Origin of the sequence: Enterobacter cloacae complex sp. 302F9, from assembly GCF_050030335.1 — a bacterium.
Lineage (GTDB): Bacteria > Pseudomonadota > Gammaproteobacteria > Enterobacterales > Enterobacteriaceae > Enterobacter > Enterobacter hormaechei_C.
Window position 1 is genome coordinate 4,067,267 of sequence record NZ_JBLGUC010000001.1, and the last position, 16,124, is coordinate 4,083,390.

At 54.3% G+C, this 16,124-nt stretch carries 18 protein-coding genes and 1 tRNA gene; 4 read left to right on the forward strand and 15 right to left on the reverse strand.

Annotated features, from left to right (window positions below):
• Positions 1–12: 12 nt before the first annotated feature.
• Entirely contained in the window at positions 13–1,857 is a 1,845-nt protein-coding gene (rpoD, locus tag ACQG0T_RS19695; protein ID WP_015571912.1) for an RNA polymerase sigma factor RpoD, read from the forward strand.
• Between the two features lie 101 nt (positions 1,858–1,958).
• Here the strand turns inward: rpoD and mug are convergent, their stop codons facing one another.
• The gene (gene mug / locus ACQG0T_RS19700) at positions 1,959–2,465 is read right to left on the reverse strand and encodes a G/U mismatch-specific DNA glycosylase (protein WP_017384024.1); all 507 of its coding nucleotides are present in this window, start codon (positions 2,463–2,465) and stop codon (positions 1,959–1,961) included.
• A gap of 124 nt (positions 2,466–2,589) precedes the next feature.
• Between mug and ACQG0T_RS19705 the strand changes: the two genes are divergently transcribed.
• Positions 2,590–2,665, forward strand: a tRNA-Ile gene (locus ACQG0T_RS19705).
• A 156-nt stretch (positions 2,666–2,821) separates the two neighbouring features.
• Here the strand turns inward: ACQG0T_RS19705 and ACQG0T_RS19710 are convergent.
• The 8 genes from ACQG0T_RS19710 to ACQG0T_RS19745 all read right to left on the reverse strand — a co-directional run bounded on the left by ACQG0T_RS19710 (position 2,822) and on the right by ACQG0T_RS19745 (position 9,447).
• Positions 2,822–3,040, reverse strand: a complete 219-nt coding sequence (locus ACQG0T_RS19710) for a DNA-binding transcriptional regulator (protein WP_032670747.1) — start codon at positions 3,038–3,040, stop codon at positions 2,822–2,824.
• Positions 3,041–3,105: 65 nt separating this feature from the next.
• Positions 3,106–4,275, reverse strand: coding sequence for a phage late control D family protein (locus ACQG0T_RS19715; protein ID WP_058652645.1), 1,170 nt, complete (start codon positions 4,273–4,275; stop codon positions 3,106–3,108).
• Entirely contained in the window at positions 4,272–4,736 is a 465-nt protein-coding gene (locus tag ACQG0T_RS19720) for a phage tail protein (protein ID WP_426723862.1), read from the reverse strand. Before ACQG0T_RS19720 ends, ACQG0T_RS19715 begins: the two co-directional genes overlap by 4 nt.
• A 10-nt stretch (positions 4,737–4,746) precedes the next feature.
• A complete protein-coding gene (locus tag ACQG0T_RS19725; protein ID WP_047642233.1) occupies positions 4,747–7,197 on the reverse strand; it encodes a phage tail tape measure protein in 2,451 nt (816 codons plus the stop codon).
• Complete coding sequence (locus ACQG0T_RS19730) at positions 7,187–7,309, reverse strand: GpE family phage tail protein (RefSeq protein WP_017382998.1); 123 nt, start codon at positions 7,307–7,309, stop codon at positions 7,187–7,189. The genes ACQG0T_RS19725 and ACQG0T_RS19730 overlap by 11 nt, the downstream gene beginning before the upstream one ends.
• A gap of 32 nt (positions 7,310–7,341) precedes the next feature.
• Positions 7,342–7,665, reverse strand: a complete 324-nt coding sequence (locus tag ACQG0T_RS19735) for a phage tail assembly protein (RefSeq protein ID WP_032618991.1) — start codon at positions 7,663–7,665, stop codon at positions 7,342–7,344.
• A gap of 57 nt (positions 7,666–7,722) precedes the next feature.
• Complete coding sequence (locus tag ACQG0T_RS19740; protein ID WP_023295232.1) at positions 7,723–8,241, reverse strand: phage major tail tube protein; 519 nt, start codon at positions 8,239–8,241, stop codon at positions 7,723–7,725.
• A 12-nt stretch (positions 8,242–8,253) separates the two neighbouring features.
• Entirely contained in the window at positions 8,254–9,447 is a 1,194-nt protein-coding gene (locus tag ACQG0T_RS19745; protein ID WP_023323582.1) for a phage tail sheath protein, read from the reverse strand.
• 228 nt (positions 9,448–9,675) lie between these two features.
• On the opposite strand from ACQG0T_RS19745, the gene ACQG0T_RS19750 reads away from it, so the two are divergent.
• Complete coding sequence (locus ACQG0T_RS19750; protein ID WP_265114107.1) at positions 9,676–9,798, forward strand: hypothetical protein; 123 nt, start codon at positions 9,676–9,678, stop codon at positions 9,796–9,798.
• A gap of 23 nt (positions 9,799–9,821) precedes the next feature.
• Here the strand turns inward: ACQG0T_RS19750 and ACQG0T_RS19755 are convergent, their stop codons facing one another.
• Genes ACQG0T_RS19755 through ACQG0T_RS19780 form a run of 6 tightly spaced genes read right to left on the reverse strand, consistent with a single transcriptional unit; the run spans position 9,822 to position 15,034 of the window.
• Positions 9,822–10,253 (reverse strand): tail fiber assembly protein, encoded by a 432-nt coding sequence (locus ACQG0T_RS19755; RefSeq protein WP_032659926.1) that lies wholly within the window; start codon positions 10,251–10,253, stop codon positions 9,822–9,824.
• Between the two features lies 1 nt (position 10,254).
• Positions 10,255–12,603: a phage tail protein gene (locus ACQG0T_RS19760; protein WP_058655904.1), complete on the reverse strand. Its 2,349-nt coding sequence runs from the start codon at positions 12,601–12,603 to the stop codon at positions 10,255–10,257.
• 11 nt (positions 12,604–12,614) lie between these two features.
• Positions 12,615–13,145 carry a phage tail protein I gene (locus tag ACQG0T_RS19765; protein ID WP_134390592.1) on the reverse strand — a complete coding sequence of 177 codons (531 nt, stop codon included), beginning with the start codon at positions 13,143–13,145 and terminating at the stop codon, positions 12,615–12,617.
• On the reverse strand, positions 13,138–14,046 hold the full coding sequence (locus ACQG0T_RS19770) for a baseplate assembly protein (RefSeq protein ID WP_047352914.1): 909 nt from the start codon (positions 14,044–14,046) through the stop codon (positions 13,138–13,140). The genes ACQG0T_RS19765 and ACQG0T_RS19770 overlap by 8 nt, the downstream gene beginning before the upstream one ends.
• Positions 14,047–14,051: 5 nt before the next feature.
• Positions 14,052–14,402 (reverse strand): GPW/gp25 family protein, encoded by a 351-nt coding sequence (locus ACQG0T_RS19775; RefSeq protein WP_047352913.1) that lies wholly within the window; start codon positions 14,400–14,402, stop codon positions 14,052–14,054.
• Positions 14,399–15,034, reverse strand: a complete 636-nt coding sequence (locus tag ACQG0T_RS19780) for a phage baseplate assembly protein V (protein WP_047352912.1) — start codon at positions 15,032–15,034, stop codon at positions 14,399–14,401. The genes ACQG0T_RS19775 and ACQG0T_RS19780 overlap by 4 nt, the downstream gene beginning before the upstream one ends.
• A 207-nt stretch (positions 15,035–15,241) precedes the next feature.
• Between ACQG0T_RS19780 and ACQG0T_RS19785 the strand changes: the two genes are divergently transcribed.
• On the forward strand, positions 15,242–16,105 hold the full coding sequence (locus ACQG0T_RS19785) for a hypothetical protein (RefSeq protein ID WP_047352911.1): 864 nt from the start codon (positions 15,242–15,244) through the stop codon (positions 16,103–16,105).
• Positions 16,106–16,124: the final 19 nt, after the last annotated feature.

Genomic DNA, 16,124 nt, shown 5'->3' on the forward strand with positions numbered 1-16,124 from the left:
GGATACCGTCTTATGGAGCAAAACCCGCAGTCACAGCTGAAACTTCTTGTCCAACGCGGTAAGGAGCAAGGCTATCTGACCTATGCCGAGGTCAATGACCATCTGCCGGAAGATATCGTCGATTCAGATCAGATCGAAGATATCATCCAAATGATCAATGACATGGGCATTCAGGTGATGGAAGAAGCACCGGATGCCGATGATCTGTTGCTGGCTGAAACCTCCAACAACACTGACGAAGATGCGGAAGAAGCTGCTGCACAGGTCCTGTCCAGCGTGGAATCTGAAATCGGGCGTACCACTGACCCGGTCCGTATGTACATGCGCGAAATGGGTACCGTTGAACTGTTGACCCGCGAAGGCGAAATTGACATCGCAAAACGCATCGAAGACGGGATCAACCAGGTTCAGTGCTCTGTTGCCGAATACCCGGAAGCGATTACCTATCTGCTGGAGCAGTACGATCGCGTTGAAGCGGAAGAAGCGCGTCTGTCCGATCTGATCACTGGCTTTGTCGACCCGAACGCTGAAGAAGATATGGCGCCAACCGCCACTCACGTCGGTTCTGAGCTGTCTCAGGAAGAGATGGATGACGACGAAGACGAAGATGAAGAAGAAGAGGACGACAGCAGCGACGATGACAACAGCATCGACCCTGAACTGGCGCGTGAGAAGTTTGCCGAGCTGCGTACCCAGTACGAAGTGACGCGTGACACCATCAAAGCGAAAGGCCGCAGCCATGCCGCCGCTCAGGAAGAGATCCTGAAGCTGTCTGAAGTGTTCAAACAGTTCCGCCTGGTGCCTAAACAGTTCGACTACCTGGTGAACAGCATGCGCGTGATGATGGATCGCGTACGTACCCAGGAACGTATCATCATGAAGCTGTGCGTTGAACAGTGCAAAATGCCGAAGAAGAACTTCATTACCCTCTTCACCGGCAATGAAACCAGCGAAACCTGGTTCAACGCCGCTATCGCGATGAACAAGCCGTGGTCTGAAAAGCTGCACGACGTGAAAGAAGACGTACAGCGCGGCCTGCAAAAACTGCATCAGATTGAAGAAGAGACCGGCCTGACCATCGAGCAGGTGAAAGACATCAACCGTCGTATGTCCATCGGTGAAGCGAAAGCCCGCCGTGCTAAGAAAGAGATGGTTGAAGCGAACTTACGTCTGGTTATCTCTATCGCCAAGAAATACACCAACCGTGGCCTGCAATTCCTGGATCTGATTCAGGAAGGCAACATCGGTCTGATGAAAGCGGTAGATAAGTTTGAATACCGTCGTGGTTACAAGTTCTCCACCTATGCTACCTGGTGGATCCGTCAGGCGATCACCCGCTCTATCGCAGACCAGGCGCGCACCATCCGTATTCCGGTGCATATGATTGAGACCATCAACAAACTCAACCGTATCTCTCGCCAGATGTTGCAGGAGATGGGCCGCGAGCCGACGCCGGAAGAGCTGGCTGAACGCATGTTGATGCCGGAAGACAAGATCCGTAAAGTGCTGAAAATCGCTAAAGAGCCAATCTCCATGGAAACGCCAATCGGTGATGATGAAGATTCGCATCTGGGTGATTTCATCGAGGATACCACCCTCGAGCTGCCGCTGGACTCTGCCACCACCGAGAGCCTGCGTGCTGCCACGCACGACGTGCTGGCTGGCCTGACCGCCCGTGAAGCCAAAGTGCTGCGTATGCGTTTCGGTATCGACATGAACACCGACCACACGCTGGAAGAAGTGGGTAAACAGTTTGACGTTACCCGCGAACGTATCCGTCAGATCGAAGCGAAGGCGCTGCGTAAGCTGCGCCATCCGAGCCGCTCTGAAGTGCTGCGTAGCTTCCTGGACGATTAATCGGCCCTGAAATGAAAAAGCTCCCAATCGGGAGCTTTTTTTTGTTTATTCCCTCTCCCTGTGGGAGAGGGTCAGGGTGAGGGCATCAGGCCCCAGAGGAGCTAAAGCCCCCTCACCACCAGCGCCTCATCCAGTTCCCGATACGCCTCCACCAGCTTGTCCAGCGTCGCCCTGTTCAGCCCGCTCGGGTTCGGCAGCACCCACACCTGCGTTACGCCAATGGTAATGTTCTGCTTACCCCAGCTGGCGCCGCGCTGGCTGAACGCCTGCTCGTAGGCCTGCTTGCCGAGGATCGCCAGCGCCGCGGGCTGATAGTCTTCAATTTTCGCGATCAGCTCACGTCCGCCAGCGCGCAGCTCATGCAGATTCACTTCGCTCGCCTGCACCGTGGGTCGCTCGACCAGCATGGTGATGCCACAGCGCGTATCCAGCAGCTGCTGCTCTTCTTCCGGCTTAAGCTGTTTGTCGGTAAATCCGGCCTGGTGGATCACCTTCCAGAAGCGATTTCCCGGATGAGCAAAGTGAAAACCGGTGTGCGCCGATGACTTACCCGGATTGATACCGCAGAACACCACCCGCAGGCCAGGGGCCAGAATATCGTTGATCATCTCTACTCCTGTCTATGCATCTTAAGATAAGTATAAAGGATTGATTATGCGTTGTTTATAAAAACAGCAGGCAGGTGTGAATGGCTGGATTGCTGAGGGGAGTTACTTTATAATTCACCGCCACGGCCCCTTAGCTCAGTGGTTAGAGCAGGCGACTCATAATCGCTTGGTCGCTGGTTCAAGTCCAGCAGGGGCCACCAAATTTTATCATTAAAATCATACAGTTAAGCCACTCATTCGAGTGGCTTTTTTTTGCATGGATTTTTAAGTGGCGATGAAATGGCGGTAGATTTTTAACGCGACTTTCCTCGGTGCATAAAAAAACCCGCACAGGGCGGGCACTTAGCAGGAATTTATCACAGCCATAAAGGCCGCTGACCACCAACGGTCGGGTGAGGTGGAGCTGGGGTTATCGTTCCGGGTGTAACTATAAAACGCTCTACCGACTCCATCGTCACAAATGTACAGCTGCAATTTATATTTGTGCATTGATGATAGCGCTCCTTAGTATTCTCACTTAAATATCTACTCGTACGAGCATGCGCCGCGTGCTGGCATTTCGGACAATGGAACATCATCAAGCCCTCATTCACAATAAGTGAATAAATGATACTCAATCCTTCACAATTTGAGAATACTTTTATTTGTTCATCTCTTCTGTAACATACTCCACATCCGACACTTTAACCTCAAGCTCCAAGCCCGTCGTGTAGCCGTTCCCGTTAAGGTTATGCACCACCCGGCTGATTATCCAAGACTGCTCGTCTATAACACGCTTAAAGCCTTTGACCGCTATCGGCGTTTCAGGAAATAAATCTGCCCGACCAATAGCCAGCGAGATTGAAAACTCCGCCACTCCGCGCTGTAACTTGTCCCACTTAGCCTGAGCGGCGCGCATGGCCTGCGCTTTTGTCGCGTAGATGGTCGTCAGCTCCAGCACGTTCTCAGACTCACCGACCATATACTCGCCCTCGCGCGCCTCCTGCTCTTTTTTGGCTCTGGCCTTTGACGTGGTTTTTGTCGCTTTTGGATGTTGCAGCGCGCGCAGGTGCTGCGCCTTCGGCTTGCGCTTGAGCTTCACCTTTTGCTTTTGCGGCTTCGGGTCTTTTGTGTGCAGCCATTTCGCCGTTACGCCGGTGTAGGCTTCGCGGTCAGCAATCGCAAACTGATGACGGTCGCCGTCGCCGCGTTCGATGGTCATTTGCGGGATGGGCTTGCCACTGGCCGTCCTGCCGGTACCGGCTTTCAGGAACAGCAGTTTCCCCGCTTTCACCGACACTGATGCACCGTTACGGTCAGCCAGGCGGGACAGAAACACCGCGTCGGATTCCTGCGCCTGGTCAATATGAGGCACGGGGATCGCTTTCAGCGTGTCAGCCACGCTGGCCGTGAGTTTGTTACGCGCTGCGATGGTCTCAACAATGACACCGAGCGTGGTGTCATGCCATGACTGTTCCCGGCGGGAGTTCAGCGTGCCGCGAAAATCAGCGCTGCGCCCCCTGATGGTCAGCGTATCAGGCGCGCCACGGTGCTCGATTTCGTCGACCGTGAAACTGCCCTTATTCAGCAAGGCTGAGCCCTGCCAGCCCAGCCACAGCGTCAGTTTTGCACCGCGCGGCGGCAGCTCGACAAGCCCGTCGGTGTCGTCAAGCTCGATGTCGAGCTGGTCAGCCTCGAATCCGCGATTGTCCGTCATGGTCAGACTGATTAGCCGGTCGCTGAAATTCTGCGTGATATCATCGCCATCAAGCGTGAGCATAAACGCCGGAGCAATCTGCGCCCCGGCCTGAACATTCAGACCCGTAATCATCCCGCCAGCCCTCCAATCCAGTTACCGGCAGATGTCACCAGATTGTCGGCCTGCGTTTTCAGGTCTCCATAAATGGCCGCGAGCGAGTCATCGACCCGTTTCAGCGAGAGGCTAAACTCAATTTTTCTGGCCGCGCCGTCGCTGAATAATTCGGTGTGCGTGTGGGTCACTTTTTCGATGACATACATACCGTGGATCATGCCCGTCCCGTCAATCAGCGGCCACGCTCTGCCCTCGTCGGCCATCAGTTCGATGGCCGTCAGCGACAGGCGTCCGCCGGTGATTTCGGGGTACAGCACGCCCGAGAGCGTGCGCGAGGTTTCCTCCTCGCCGAGATACTGATAAGCAGGGGGTTTACCGATGCGGTCATTTGACGCCCATCGGTAATCCTTCGAATATTGCATGGACTGATGCGGCAGCGTGCGGCGTTCAAACACAAATAAACCCAGTACCATTAACATGTTTTAGCCCTCATCCGTCATGGCGCATACTTGAGCGCTGGCGTGCTCTTTCTTCCCGGTCGAGTTTTTCGACTGCTTCCCGGAGCTGCCGGTCGAGGTCAGTTCCCGGCGCAACGCCACCCGACAGAGTAATGTTGTATTCACGCTTGCTCTGGTCGACATAGGACCGGCCAGCAGGCGCCGTCACTGGCTGGTACATCTGATAACCGCCATAAACGGACGTCTGCGGAATATAAGACCCGTTTTGCGTACCGGCTGCGGCACTGGCTTTAGCGGCAGTCTGGTCGAGGCCGTCCGACTCTTTTTTGATAACCCCGAGCTTTTCCAGTAGCCAGCCGACTTTGCCGCTCAGGCTGTTAAAGACGTTCAGGGGAGCCGTTAACGCATCGGCCAGCGCTTTGCCAAATGCCACGCCGACATTTTTGCAGCGGTCCAGCGTTTCCTGCGTTGCCTTGACCGGTGCTATCAGGTCAGTGAACCACTGCCAGACCCCGCGCAATTTCTCGATGATGGAATCAAACACCGGCGTCAGCGGCGAGAAGATTTCCGCCACCGGCGCAAATGCCGCTTTAAGCCCCTCCACCACGCCCGAAAAGAATGCGCTGATGGGCTCCCAGTATTTACGAATCAGGAGCGCCCCGGCCACCACCGCACCGGCGACCGCGACCACCGGCAGACTGATTGCACCGACAGCAGTCACTATTGCGCCACCGGCAACGGTAAAGACCGTTCCCAGCAGACCTGCGGCGGCGATAATGGCGTTAATCCCCATCACCACCGGCCACGCAATCAGGCCAATCCCGCCAATCACACCAATCAGCGCCAGTGCGCCACCGGCTACAACACCGATAGTGGTCGCCAGTGATTTATTGCGGGTGATCCAGCCATCGAGTTTCAAAACATATCGCGTGGCCGTCTGCGTCAGTTTACGCAGAGCGTCGTTTTGCTGGTCAAACAGGTCAGTTCCCACGGCCTCATAAGCAGACTGAAACTCTTTAAAGTCGCCGCCGAGATTGTCCTGCATGATTTTGACCAGCTCCTCGGTTTTACCGTCCGAGGCTTTAAACGCTGCGGTGAGTTTGTCGAGCTTGCCGGTTGACGCTGCGGTCATCAGCACCGCTGCCGCCGAGCTGGCCTCTTCACCGAAGATGGTTTTCATGTACTCGCCGCGCTGGCTGGTACCGAGATTGTTTTTCTCAAAACTGCGCTGCATTTCCTTCAGGATGGAAAATATCGGGCGCGTGTTTCCTCTGTCGTCAGAGGTTTTGACACCGAGCTCTTTGATGGCCTCAAAGGCTTTACCGGTCGGCGCCTGTAGGCGGCTCAGGATTGCACGGCTACCCGTTCCCGCCATCGAGCCGGTAATTTTTGCATCGTGCAACGCACCGACCATCGCGGCGGTTTGCTCGATACTGACCCCGGCATTTTTCGCCACCGGCGCGGCATAGGTCAGCGCATCACTCAGCCCGTCAAAGTCGGCGGCGGTTTTGTTCATCGTCATCGACAGCACGTCGCCAATGTGGGCGATCTGGTCGTTGGAAAGCTGAAACGCAGATTTCATCCCTGTCAGCAGGGCGGCGTTTTCCTCCATCGAGCGCTGATTCGACAATGCCATATTCAGCGTGACCGGCGTCGCCGCCTGAATGGCATCAGCATCCCCGCCACTTTTGGCAATGATGATTTGTGCACTCGCTGCGTCGTCCGCAGATGCGGCGGTATTGTCTCCGAGCTGTCTGGCCTGTTTGCGTAACGCCTCCATTTCGGGCGACTGTTTGTCTACCCCGAGCACGGCTTGCAGCTCAGAGTTTTTCTGTGCAAACGAATAGCCAGGCATCAGCAGTTTTACCCCGGCCATGGTGCCAGCCGTGGCTATACCTGTACCCGCCGCGCCAGCCGCCGCCATGCTACCGGCCATATTCTTTCCGGCCTGATAGCGCTCCTTAACCCGGCTCAGCTTCGCCTGTTGCTGACTGACCCGCGCCAGCGCCTCACGTTGCCGGTTAAGCTGGGCGGTCGTCTCGCTGATGCTGGTTTTAAGGCGACGCTCGTCAGCCGACAGCGTTCGGGTATTAATCCCGGCCTGAGCAAGCTCGGTGCGCTGGCGCTGTACCGACTGCCTGAGCCCGTTATATTTGAGTTGCAGGTCAGCGGCGGATTTTTTTGCCGCCTCCATCGCGCGCGCCTGCGCTTTGGTGGGGTTTTCCGTGTTTTTAAACTGGACGGCCAGCGCTGCGGCCTCCTGTTTCGCTTTGTTAAGCGACTGACCGGTCACGGCAAGCTGTGCGCTCGCTTTCCTGAATCCGTCGATTCGGGACGCCTGCGCGTTAAGGTCGCGCAGGGTCGTCTGTGAGTTGCGGATATCGCCAGCGAGGGATTTGCTGGCGTTCTGGATAGCTTTTAGCGGTCGGCTTGCCCGGTCTACTGCGTTAAGCAGCACCTCGATCCTGACGTTATTGCTCATAGTGGTTTCCGCTTCGCTGTAGCGCCTTGTCGCGCCATGTGAGGAGCTCGGTCACGCTCAGGGAATACAGCTCTGATGGCGGCCAGTGAAAAATCACCGCGATATCCGCCATCAGGTCATCGACCGAAAGTTTTGCGGGGAACGTCAGCGAGCCGAAGATGGCGACAAAAAACCAATCACCTCAGCGGCGAACTGCATCAGGTCTGAGGCATCCAGACGGGCAATTTCATGCTCGGTGAGTGCCGGGTAGGTCATACGCGGCAGCACCTTAATCAGCGCGTCAACGTCAGAGTTTGCCAGTGAGGCCAGCGACACCCCGCGCAGGGTTCCCGCGTTAGGTTTTGAAACCGTCACCTCTCCGATTTTTTGCTCACCGCGCATGAGGGGGTTATCGAGGGTCACGACGTGTGGCTTTTTGGTTTCGGTGACTTCAATTTCTGTAACGCCGGTTTCGATGTTGTTTTCCATGATGTTGCTCTCGTCAAAGTTAAGTGACCGGCCAGCCTGACTGACCGGTTAAGAGGGTTACAGGCCAATGGCCTTGCGGTGCTCTGCCAGACGGTCGACGCCGTCGACTTTCAGCACCATGTTGATGACGTCAATCTCGATGACCTCCCTGCCGTCAATCGTGAGCTGGTAGTACGCGCATTCGGTCGAGATTTTGGTCGTGCCGCTTTCGCCCTGTTTGTTTTCGCCGCCGTCGTACTCTTTGTGACGGCCACGCATGACCACCTCAACGGCAGAAATCGCGCCGGTGTCATCGCGCTGGTATGAGCCGGTAAAGCGCAACGGTACGCTGTCCGCGCCCGGTGAGGCGTACTGCGCCCACAGCTCGACGTCGGGCAGACCGCCGAGCGTCCACTCGCACGACAGCGCATCGTCATCGAGACCGAGGTCAATCGACACCGAACCCGGCATCCCGCCGCCGCGGTATTTCTCAAGCTTACGGGTCAGCTTTGGCAGGGTGACGGATTCAACGACGCCCATGTAGCTCAGGCCATCGTTGAACATGTTCAGGTATTTCAGTTTGCGTGGTAATGCCATGCTCAGAGCTCCTTAGCTGTTGACCGACTCTGACAGGTTCGCCAGATAGGTATCAGTGATGCGCTGGCGCAGGGTCAGGTTTTCCAGCGGCGGGACGGGGGTGTAGTCGTAATCGATATACAGTTTCCCCACCTTGAGCGTTTCCACGCTGTTTGACTCCGGGTCGTACCAGCAGGAGCCGTCAACGATATAGCCGTTGTTTTTCAGCTCGCGGAATTTCGCATTGATACCGGCGACGATGTCGCGGATAAGCGTTGCGGTGACGGGTTTATCAATCGCCCAGGCGTGCGCCTCCGCCATCGTGTCGGCCAGCACCTGCGCCGTGCGGGTGTAGTTTTCAAAGAGGAATAACGGATCGTCGGAACAGGTACGGTTGCCCCAGAATTTAAATCCGTCGTTACGGATCAACGTCGTGACACCGGCCTGATTCAACAGGTTCGCGTCGGTGGCCTTCTCCTGCAAGTCCCACGAGACCGAGGCACTGACGCCGGTGACGCCATTCACGCCGACGTTAGACAGCGTTTTGTGCCAGCCCGTCTCCTGGTCGATTTTGGCACGCAGGCCGAGCGCGCGGGCGGTCGCCCATGCTATATCGGTCTGATTCGCCGTAGTGTCCCACGCCAGAAAATCAGGGTGAATGACCATCAGCTCGCGCTGGCTGAAATTCTCACGGTAGGCGATGGCTTCGGAAATGGTCTTGCAGCCCCACGCGCTGATATAGCCAAACGCGCGCAGGCTCTGACAGGTCGCCGCGAGCGCGGTCGCCACTTCCAGAGAATCCAGCCCCGGCACGCCGAGAATACGCGGCTTGACGCCGGTGACGGTTTTGGCGGTCAACAGCGCTTTAAGCCCAGTGTATTTGCCGTTTTCGTCGGTCGTGCCGATGATGTTGGAAATGGTTTCTTTCTGCGCTGCTTCCGGGTCGTCCGGGTCTTCAATACCTTCGGCAACGCGCACAACCACAACGACCGGCTTGCACTGGTCGGCAATGGCTTGCAGGGATTTTGACAGGGTGCCGAGCTTACCGGCTTTACCGATAGCGTTCTGCACGCTGGTAATCAGCACCGGCTCATTTAGCGGGAATGTTGAATCGTCAGCATCGCTGGCGGTGCAGACCATGCCGATGATAGCCGTCGAAACGGTGGAAATGGTGCGCGTGCCATCGTTAATCTCGATGACCTCGACGCCGTGATGATAGTCGCTCATCCGTTTAACTCCGTGGTTAAGGGGTGCAACTATTTTCTGTTGTGTGTGAGGTGTGAGAAACGAAAGGCCGTTGGGGAAGTGACAGCACAACGCGCAGTGACCGGTTGCCATGTGAGGAAAGCGTCATTGATCGTTATCAGCGATCAATCACGGTTAATCGATCGCTGATAACCATTATCAATGAATGGGTATTGTCGCTATCGTTTCGCCATTAACGAGGAAGCGATAATGACGATTTTACTCTGGGTTATTGGTTGTCTGGCTACATGGTGGCTCTTTGGCTTTTGCTGGCTCAGACTGTTTGTCGGTGATGAAACAGAAAAAGACTATGAAGAATGCGCCTATGATTAAACCCGCTTAACGCGGGTTTTTTATTACTCTGTTAACGGCGATTCAGGCCATTCAATTTCGTCAGGCTCACTGGTATCAACCCGGTTAAGTAAAACCCGGTATTTCTTCCACGCCGACAGGCTCGCCATTTCCTCATCTGTCGCCATCGACAAATCGACCGCATCCTGCAATGGGGCTATGGCCTGAGCTGCTACAGACAAGAGCTGCGCCTTTAATGACTCAGCTTTTTCGATAGCTTCCTCGCGTGTAGGTGGTTCGATGTCGACCCATTCCATACATTCTGATTCAACATTGTACTGAGGCGCTTTCCGGTCAGGTGAAACCATAAAAGCTTCATATTCGTCATCGGATATGGTCATCAGATCAGCCGGTACTGAAATATCCTGAGCCTGATATGCCTTAACAGTTTCCTCAAGGTAAAAGCTTTTTTCTGTATTACTGAAATATTTCTTCATATCAATATCCCGACACGATAAGTGAAAATGTTCCGTTACAGTTTCGGGTCTGGATTTTCACCTGATTTTTATTGACCGGCGTGCACATATAATATGAGTCGGAGTTGTTGCCACCCGAACCATAAAAACTGACCCCTGTACCGAGAATGCCGTTAGGGAAAGATGTAGGCAGTGTCACGGTTACAGTGGCATTATTACCGACAGCAATATTTCTTACTGCCTGCATAAAGACAGCGCCGTTGCCGTGAGTATAATAAGCGCTGTTATTTCCTGTCGTCGTTTTACCGACCCCGTAGCGCGCTTCCGATTCTGCTTTGGTATAGGCCTGACCAGCCGGGGTATAATTGCCCTTTGGCTGATAGGTGTTTCTCAGATATGCATCAAGCCACTGATTGCCCCATTTTGAGCCGAATATATTTCCATCAGCTGCAAAACGAGCACTCCCTCCGCCTGCCTGTACTTCACCACTGGAATAAATAATACTTCCATTGATTCGCCCGTTAACGACTAACTGAACACCGTTTGAGGGATGACGCTCAATGTAAGCTTTCCAGCCGGCATCATCTGCAAACTCTATCCTGTTGCCGCGACTCGCATCACCGCCCCAGTAAATTCGGCCGTTTCGGGGGTTGGCACCAGTTTTCTCTGACGTGATACCGCTACCGTTTTTAAAGGTGAGAGTGCTGCTTACTGATGCGCCTGCATTCATGTTGAAGAGCATATAACTCGTTATGCCACTGTTCAGGAATCGCATTACCTGTTTGCTGTTGGCATAAACATCCAGCACACCATCTCCGTTCTGTTTGAAACCGGTGTCATTATCCCCCAGAGCAATAGAGTTCCCCCCAAGGCCGCTGACTACACCCAGCCCAAGACCGCCGTTAACGACTGCACCATTACCCAGCGTCACTCTGCCATTAGTGAGATCTGCATAAAATGGACGCAGTGAACTTATGCCGCCATTTTCCCCCTGGTCTTTTACTGTCGGAATCAGGTAAAAATTATTTTCTGAACGGCGAAAAATCATTCCGTATGCCGCATCGTAAATGCGCAACGCATCAGCAGCGCGAATCTTAAGCCCCCCGGTCATTGTATCGCCGCCCTTATTCACGGCATTAATATCAGCCGGGGAGGGTTTATTGGACGCATCATACTGTTTAACCCAGGCTGACCACGTCCCGCTGTAAAGCGTGCGAATGTACGAGCGGGAGCTGTTATAAATCCGGTAAATCTGCGTGATACCGGCATGCTTATAAACTTCCAGCGAACCGGCGTTAGCTTCTGGATAGTTCCTGCCGGTTTGAGCCTGCGCATTCGCTGGCTGGTAATAAAGTCCCGCCGTGGTGTAGGCGTTCAGGTCGGCGGCATTGCCAATTGCCACGGCTTGCCCGTTGAAAATATCCTGCGCGCTGATATTAAAATCATCAGTCAGCGCATGACCATTAATCCTGCGCCCTGATGGTACGCGCCCGTTAGCGTTGTCATTCGCGGCCTTAACTGCTTTCGGCGTTGCCGCCAGCGCCTCAGACGTGCTGTCGGTTGCGCTGCTGAGCTGGACGATACCCTTTTGCTCCGTGGTGGCGTCCTGAGCCGTATATTTCCCTTTCGCAAGGTCATACGCCGCCTTAACCGCTTTCGGCGTCGCTGCGACGCTCTCAGACGTGCTGTCGGTCGCGCTACTGAGCTGGACGATACCCTTTTTCGCCGTGGTGGCATCCTGAGCCGTATATTTACCCTTCGCAATGTCATACGCCGCTTTAACCGCTTTCGGCGTCGCTGCGACGCTCTCAGACACGCTGTCGGTCGCGCTGCTGAGCTGAGTAAAACCCTTTGCGGTGAGCGTGGCGTCAGGATGGCGGCGGGACTGCTCATGCTCAGCGAGCTTGTCGTCGACGTAGTCCTGCGTTGCCATCACCGTTGAGGTGTCGATGGTCAGCTCGACTGACTCGATGTCGCTCACCATAATTACCATTCGCACGGTCTGCGCACGGCCTGACCCCTCCGCCAGCGCTGGCTTGTAGCTTTCGGCCATATTACCGACCGCTATCAGCGTGCCGGTGTCGTCATAGAGTCCGAGCTCACGCATCCAGAAACCGCCGGTCTCAGGCGGGATGAGCAGCTCCGCCACGACATAATTTTTGTGCTTATTGTCCTGGCTGATTTTGTTCAGCGCATGACGCCAGACCTCTTTAACGAGTTTTGTCTGGTTTGGGTCAGGCACCGGCAGCGTACCGCCGCCGTCACCGACGGCCATCGCCGTAAAATTGACTTTTTTCCCGTTCGGGACGGTCGCTGCGGCCAGCTTGATTGCACCGGCTTTGGTGATGACCGTTTTATATTTCACTGTCATTGTGCTCTCACTTATCCGGGGTAAACCGTGATGATGTCGCCGTCATAGCTCAGGGCGCCGGTGTACAGATAGCCGGGAATGTCCTGAATAATATTGAGGCCGATAAGATGGCGGCTGGCTGGCTTTGCATCGGCAATAAGCCGCTCCATTTCGTAATACATTTCCTCGGTGATGCCGGTCTCCAGCACACCGATATCGAGTCGAAACGTGCCGGGCGGATCGTTTGTCTGCCACCACTCAGACACGTTTATCAGGTAGCCGAGCGGCTCCACGACGCGGCGCACTGCCCCAATCGTTCCTTTGTGTGCGTGGATATACCAGGCATTGCGGATCACATCCCGTTTGGTGGCCTCCGGCCAGTTCTCATCCCAGCGGTCAACGGAAAACGCCCACGCCAGCCACGGCAAGAGGTTTGACGGGCAGTCGTCCGGGCTCCAGAGTCGGCGCAGGGGGACGGGGGTATTTTCGATTTCAGCGCAGGCGCGCGCCGCCGCCAACTCAAGCGGCGAGGAGCCAACCGGCAACAGTCGGGTGTCATTCATCATTACCCCCTATGGTGACGCTGTACTCGCTGCACCATGACGCCTGCGTTTCATCGAGAACGATGTCAGCCACCGGCGCGGCCAGCTCGACACGCTGCACGCCCTCGACGTGGAGCGCCGCATAGATGGCCGATTTACGGATGTCACGCCCGAGCCGGTGCTGCGCGGTGATATACGCCTGTAACTTTGCTTTTGCCGCACTGAGCACAGGCTCACTTTCGGGGCCGGGGTAAAGGTAAAGCGATGCAGTGATTTTGTAGTCGATGATTTTCGCTGACTGCACGGTCACGCGGTCGGCCACCGGCCTGACGTCCTCGTCGTTCAGGGCATCGCGCACGATAGCGAGCAGCTCGTCAGAGGCCACGCCGTTATTTTCACGCGACAGCACGGACACGGTCACACACGCAGGCTCAGGACTGATGACGGAAATATCCGCGACACGCCCGTCGGCGCTGCGGCCATGAAACTGATATGCACCGGTTGAGCCTGCGGTACTCAGTCCTTCAAAAGCCTGTTGGATGCGCAGACGGTAGTCTGTATTCGACTCCATTACGGCTGGCGTGGGCGGAAACGTCGTGTCGTCTGCCGGGGTGATGACGAGGCGCTCGACGTTATAATTTCCGCCTATCTGGTCAAGGTCGGCATCTTCTGCATACGCCAGCATGACCGCACGCGCGGCCTCGTTGACGCGCTGGCGCCAGATAACCTCCCGATAGGCGTTTTCCTCCAGCAGCTTAACAATCGGCTCTGATTCGAGCGTCAGCGTGCGCGCGACTGCCTCCTGTTGTTCCTCCGGGTATAACGAGACGAGGGTCGCCTTGCGCTCCGCGAGGATGGTCTCATAGTCCAGCACCTCCACGACATCAGGCGCGGCGAGCTGGTTCAGGTCAACAATTGCCATAACGTTTAACTCAATGGAATAGTGAGGGAAAAGGGCTGACCGTTAGCCGAGCGCGTGCCGGTAATATCGACATACAGCCCGCCGTCGGTCTCCGACCGCTCAAAGGTGATGGTTGTCAGACTGACGCGCGGCTCCCACTTCTGGATCGCAGAATAGCACGCGGCCATAATTTGCAATCGCAGTGCCGGTGTCTGCGGCTGGTCAATCAGTGCCGACAGAAGCGAGCCGTATTCACGGCGCATGACGCGCGAGCCAACCGGCGTGACGAGAATGTCGCGCACGCTTTGCCTGATATGCTCAACCTCAGTGACACTGAGGCCGGTCTGGCTGTTCATTCCCAAATAACGCACTGTCATATCGGTGCCCCCGTTGTCCCGCCACTGTCGCCCGGGTGTTTATGGAGGTGCAGCACTTTGCCATTTGACGACAGTGACCCGCCTGTATGCTCGATATTCCCGGACATCGTCCCGCCTTTCTGCACTTCGAGCGTGCCGGTCGTCAGTTTGTTGGTACATACCACCTCGGGCGTATCGAGCGTGATGCGGCTTTCGGCTTTCACCAGCACCACCGGCACGGTGGCCGTGATGGAATCCGACGCGGTGACGTTGGCGGTTTTGATGCCAGACACGGTAAGCGCGCCGCTTTCGGGTTCGTACTCAATGACAGCGCCATCGGGAAATGCCACATGTAACGCATCAGGTGAGGCTGACGGCGCGGGATTGTCATCTGAGAAAATGCCTGGCAGCACAAAGGCCGTATCGAGCTCACCGCCGATGGCCAGCAATAACACCTGCTCGCCAACGGATGGAGCCCACCATACGCGCGAGCGACCGGCGCGGCAGGTTAGCCAGTTCAGCCAGGTGGTTTCCATGCCGCCGGTCTGGACACGACAAAGCCCCTCGTCGTGGTCAACGTCGGTCACGATGCCGGTGCGGATAAGGTTGCGGATCGCGCGAGCGATTTCCTGCAGAGAATTTAGATTAGTCATGGGGAAAGGATGCCGCCGGGCAAGGGGTTAGGCTACTCAAGCAGGTTTGATGAGAGATGTAACAACAAGCTATGTTGCGTATATGACACACTTAATTAAAGTAGATTATTGGCAGACCTACACAAATGTTAGAAAGAGTATCGACCCACCTTCACTATTTCGCTATCATTTATATGGCTCAACAATTAGTCTCAACGGAATAAATAAATGACACCAAAAGAAAGCTGTGAGATAGAAATATCAAGATTTTATAAAAAATATTACACATTCACATCTTCAAGTGACACTGATGATCTAAATAATTTACTCAACTCTCTTTGCAGTTCTATAGAAAAGTATGAGATTGCGACCAAAAAAAACGTTAGCAAAGATAATAAGCGATATCTTTCTCTAAAAACTCTACGCAATTTCTCCCTCCATCACTCCGAGCTTTTAAATTCGTCAAAAGGAATAAAATCTTCAGACATTGCAAACATTCGCACTGAAGTGGGAATTTTGTGCCTATTACCTTTAACCGTCATTGAACGCATAATTGAAAATACAAAGCAAGAACAAACAAAACGATACATCCGCGAAACTTTCATTTTTTACGGAAAATATGTCGACATCTATCCCGCGATTTTTAACTTCGCCGTTGACCTTTATTTTTTAGTGCAAGACGCTTCGTTGACAATTACTGGCGAGCACTTCCAAGAAATGGCTAAATCAATCAATTATGAGAAAGCCAACCATTATCCACACTATATATCTGGTAAAATCATAACCCTAACTGGAATTCCTGTTGGCGACTATATTAATGAGCATGTCATTAGTATGGAGCAGAAAATTGAAGAAGAAAAAAAACACACCCCGGGCTCACTCAGAATCGCAAAATCAAGCTCAAGCCCATCCGAACAATTCAAGACACTAAGTAACGAAGATAAAAAGTTTATTTACAAAGATCTTATCGCAACTAAAGCAATTGAGCTAAGTAACAATAATTCTAGCAACCACTTTAAATCAAATAGACCACTCACACCTATCGAGCGACTTGTAGTTCATTTTTTTCTTAAAAAAAATAACATACCTTAACAGCATTATAATTAAAAAT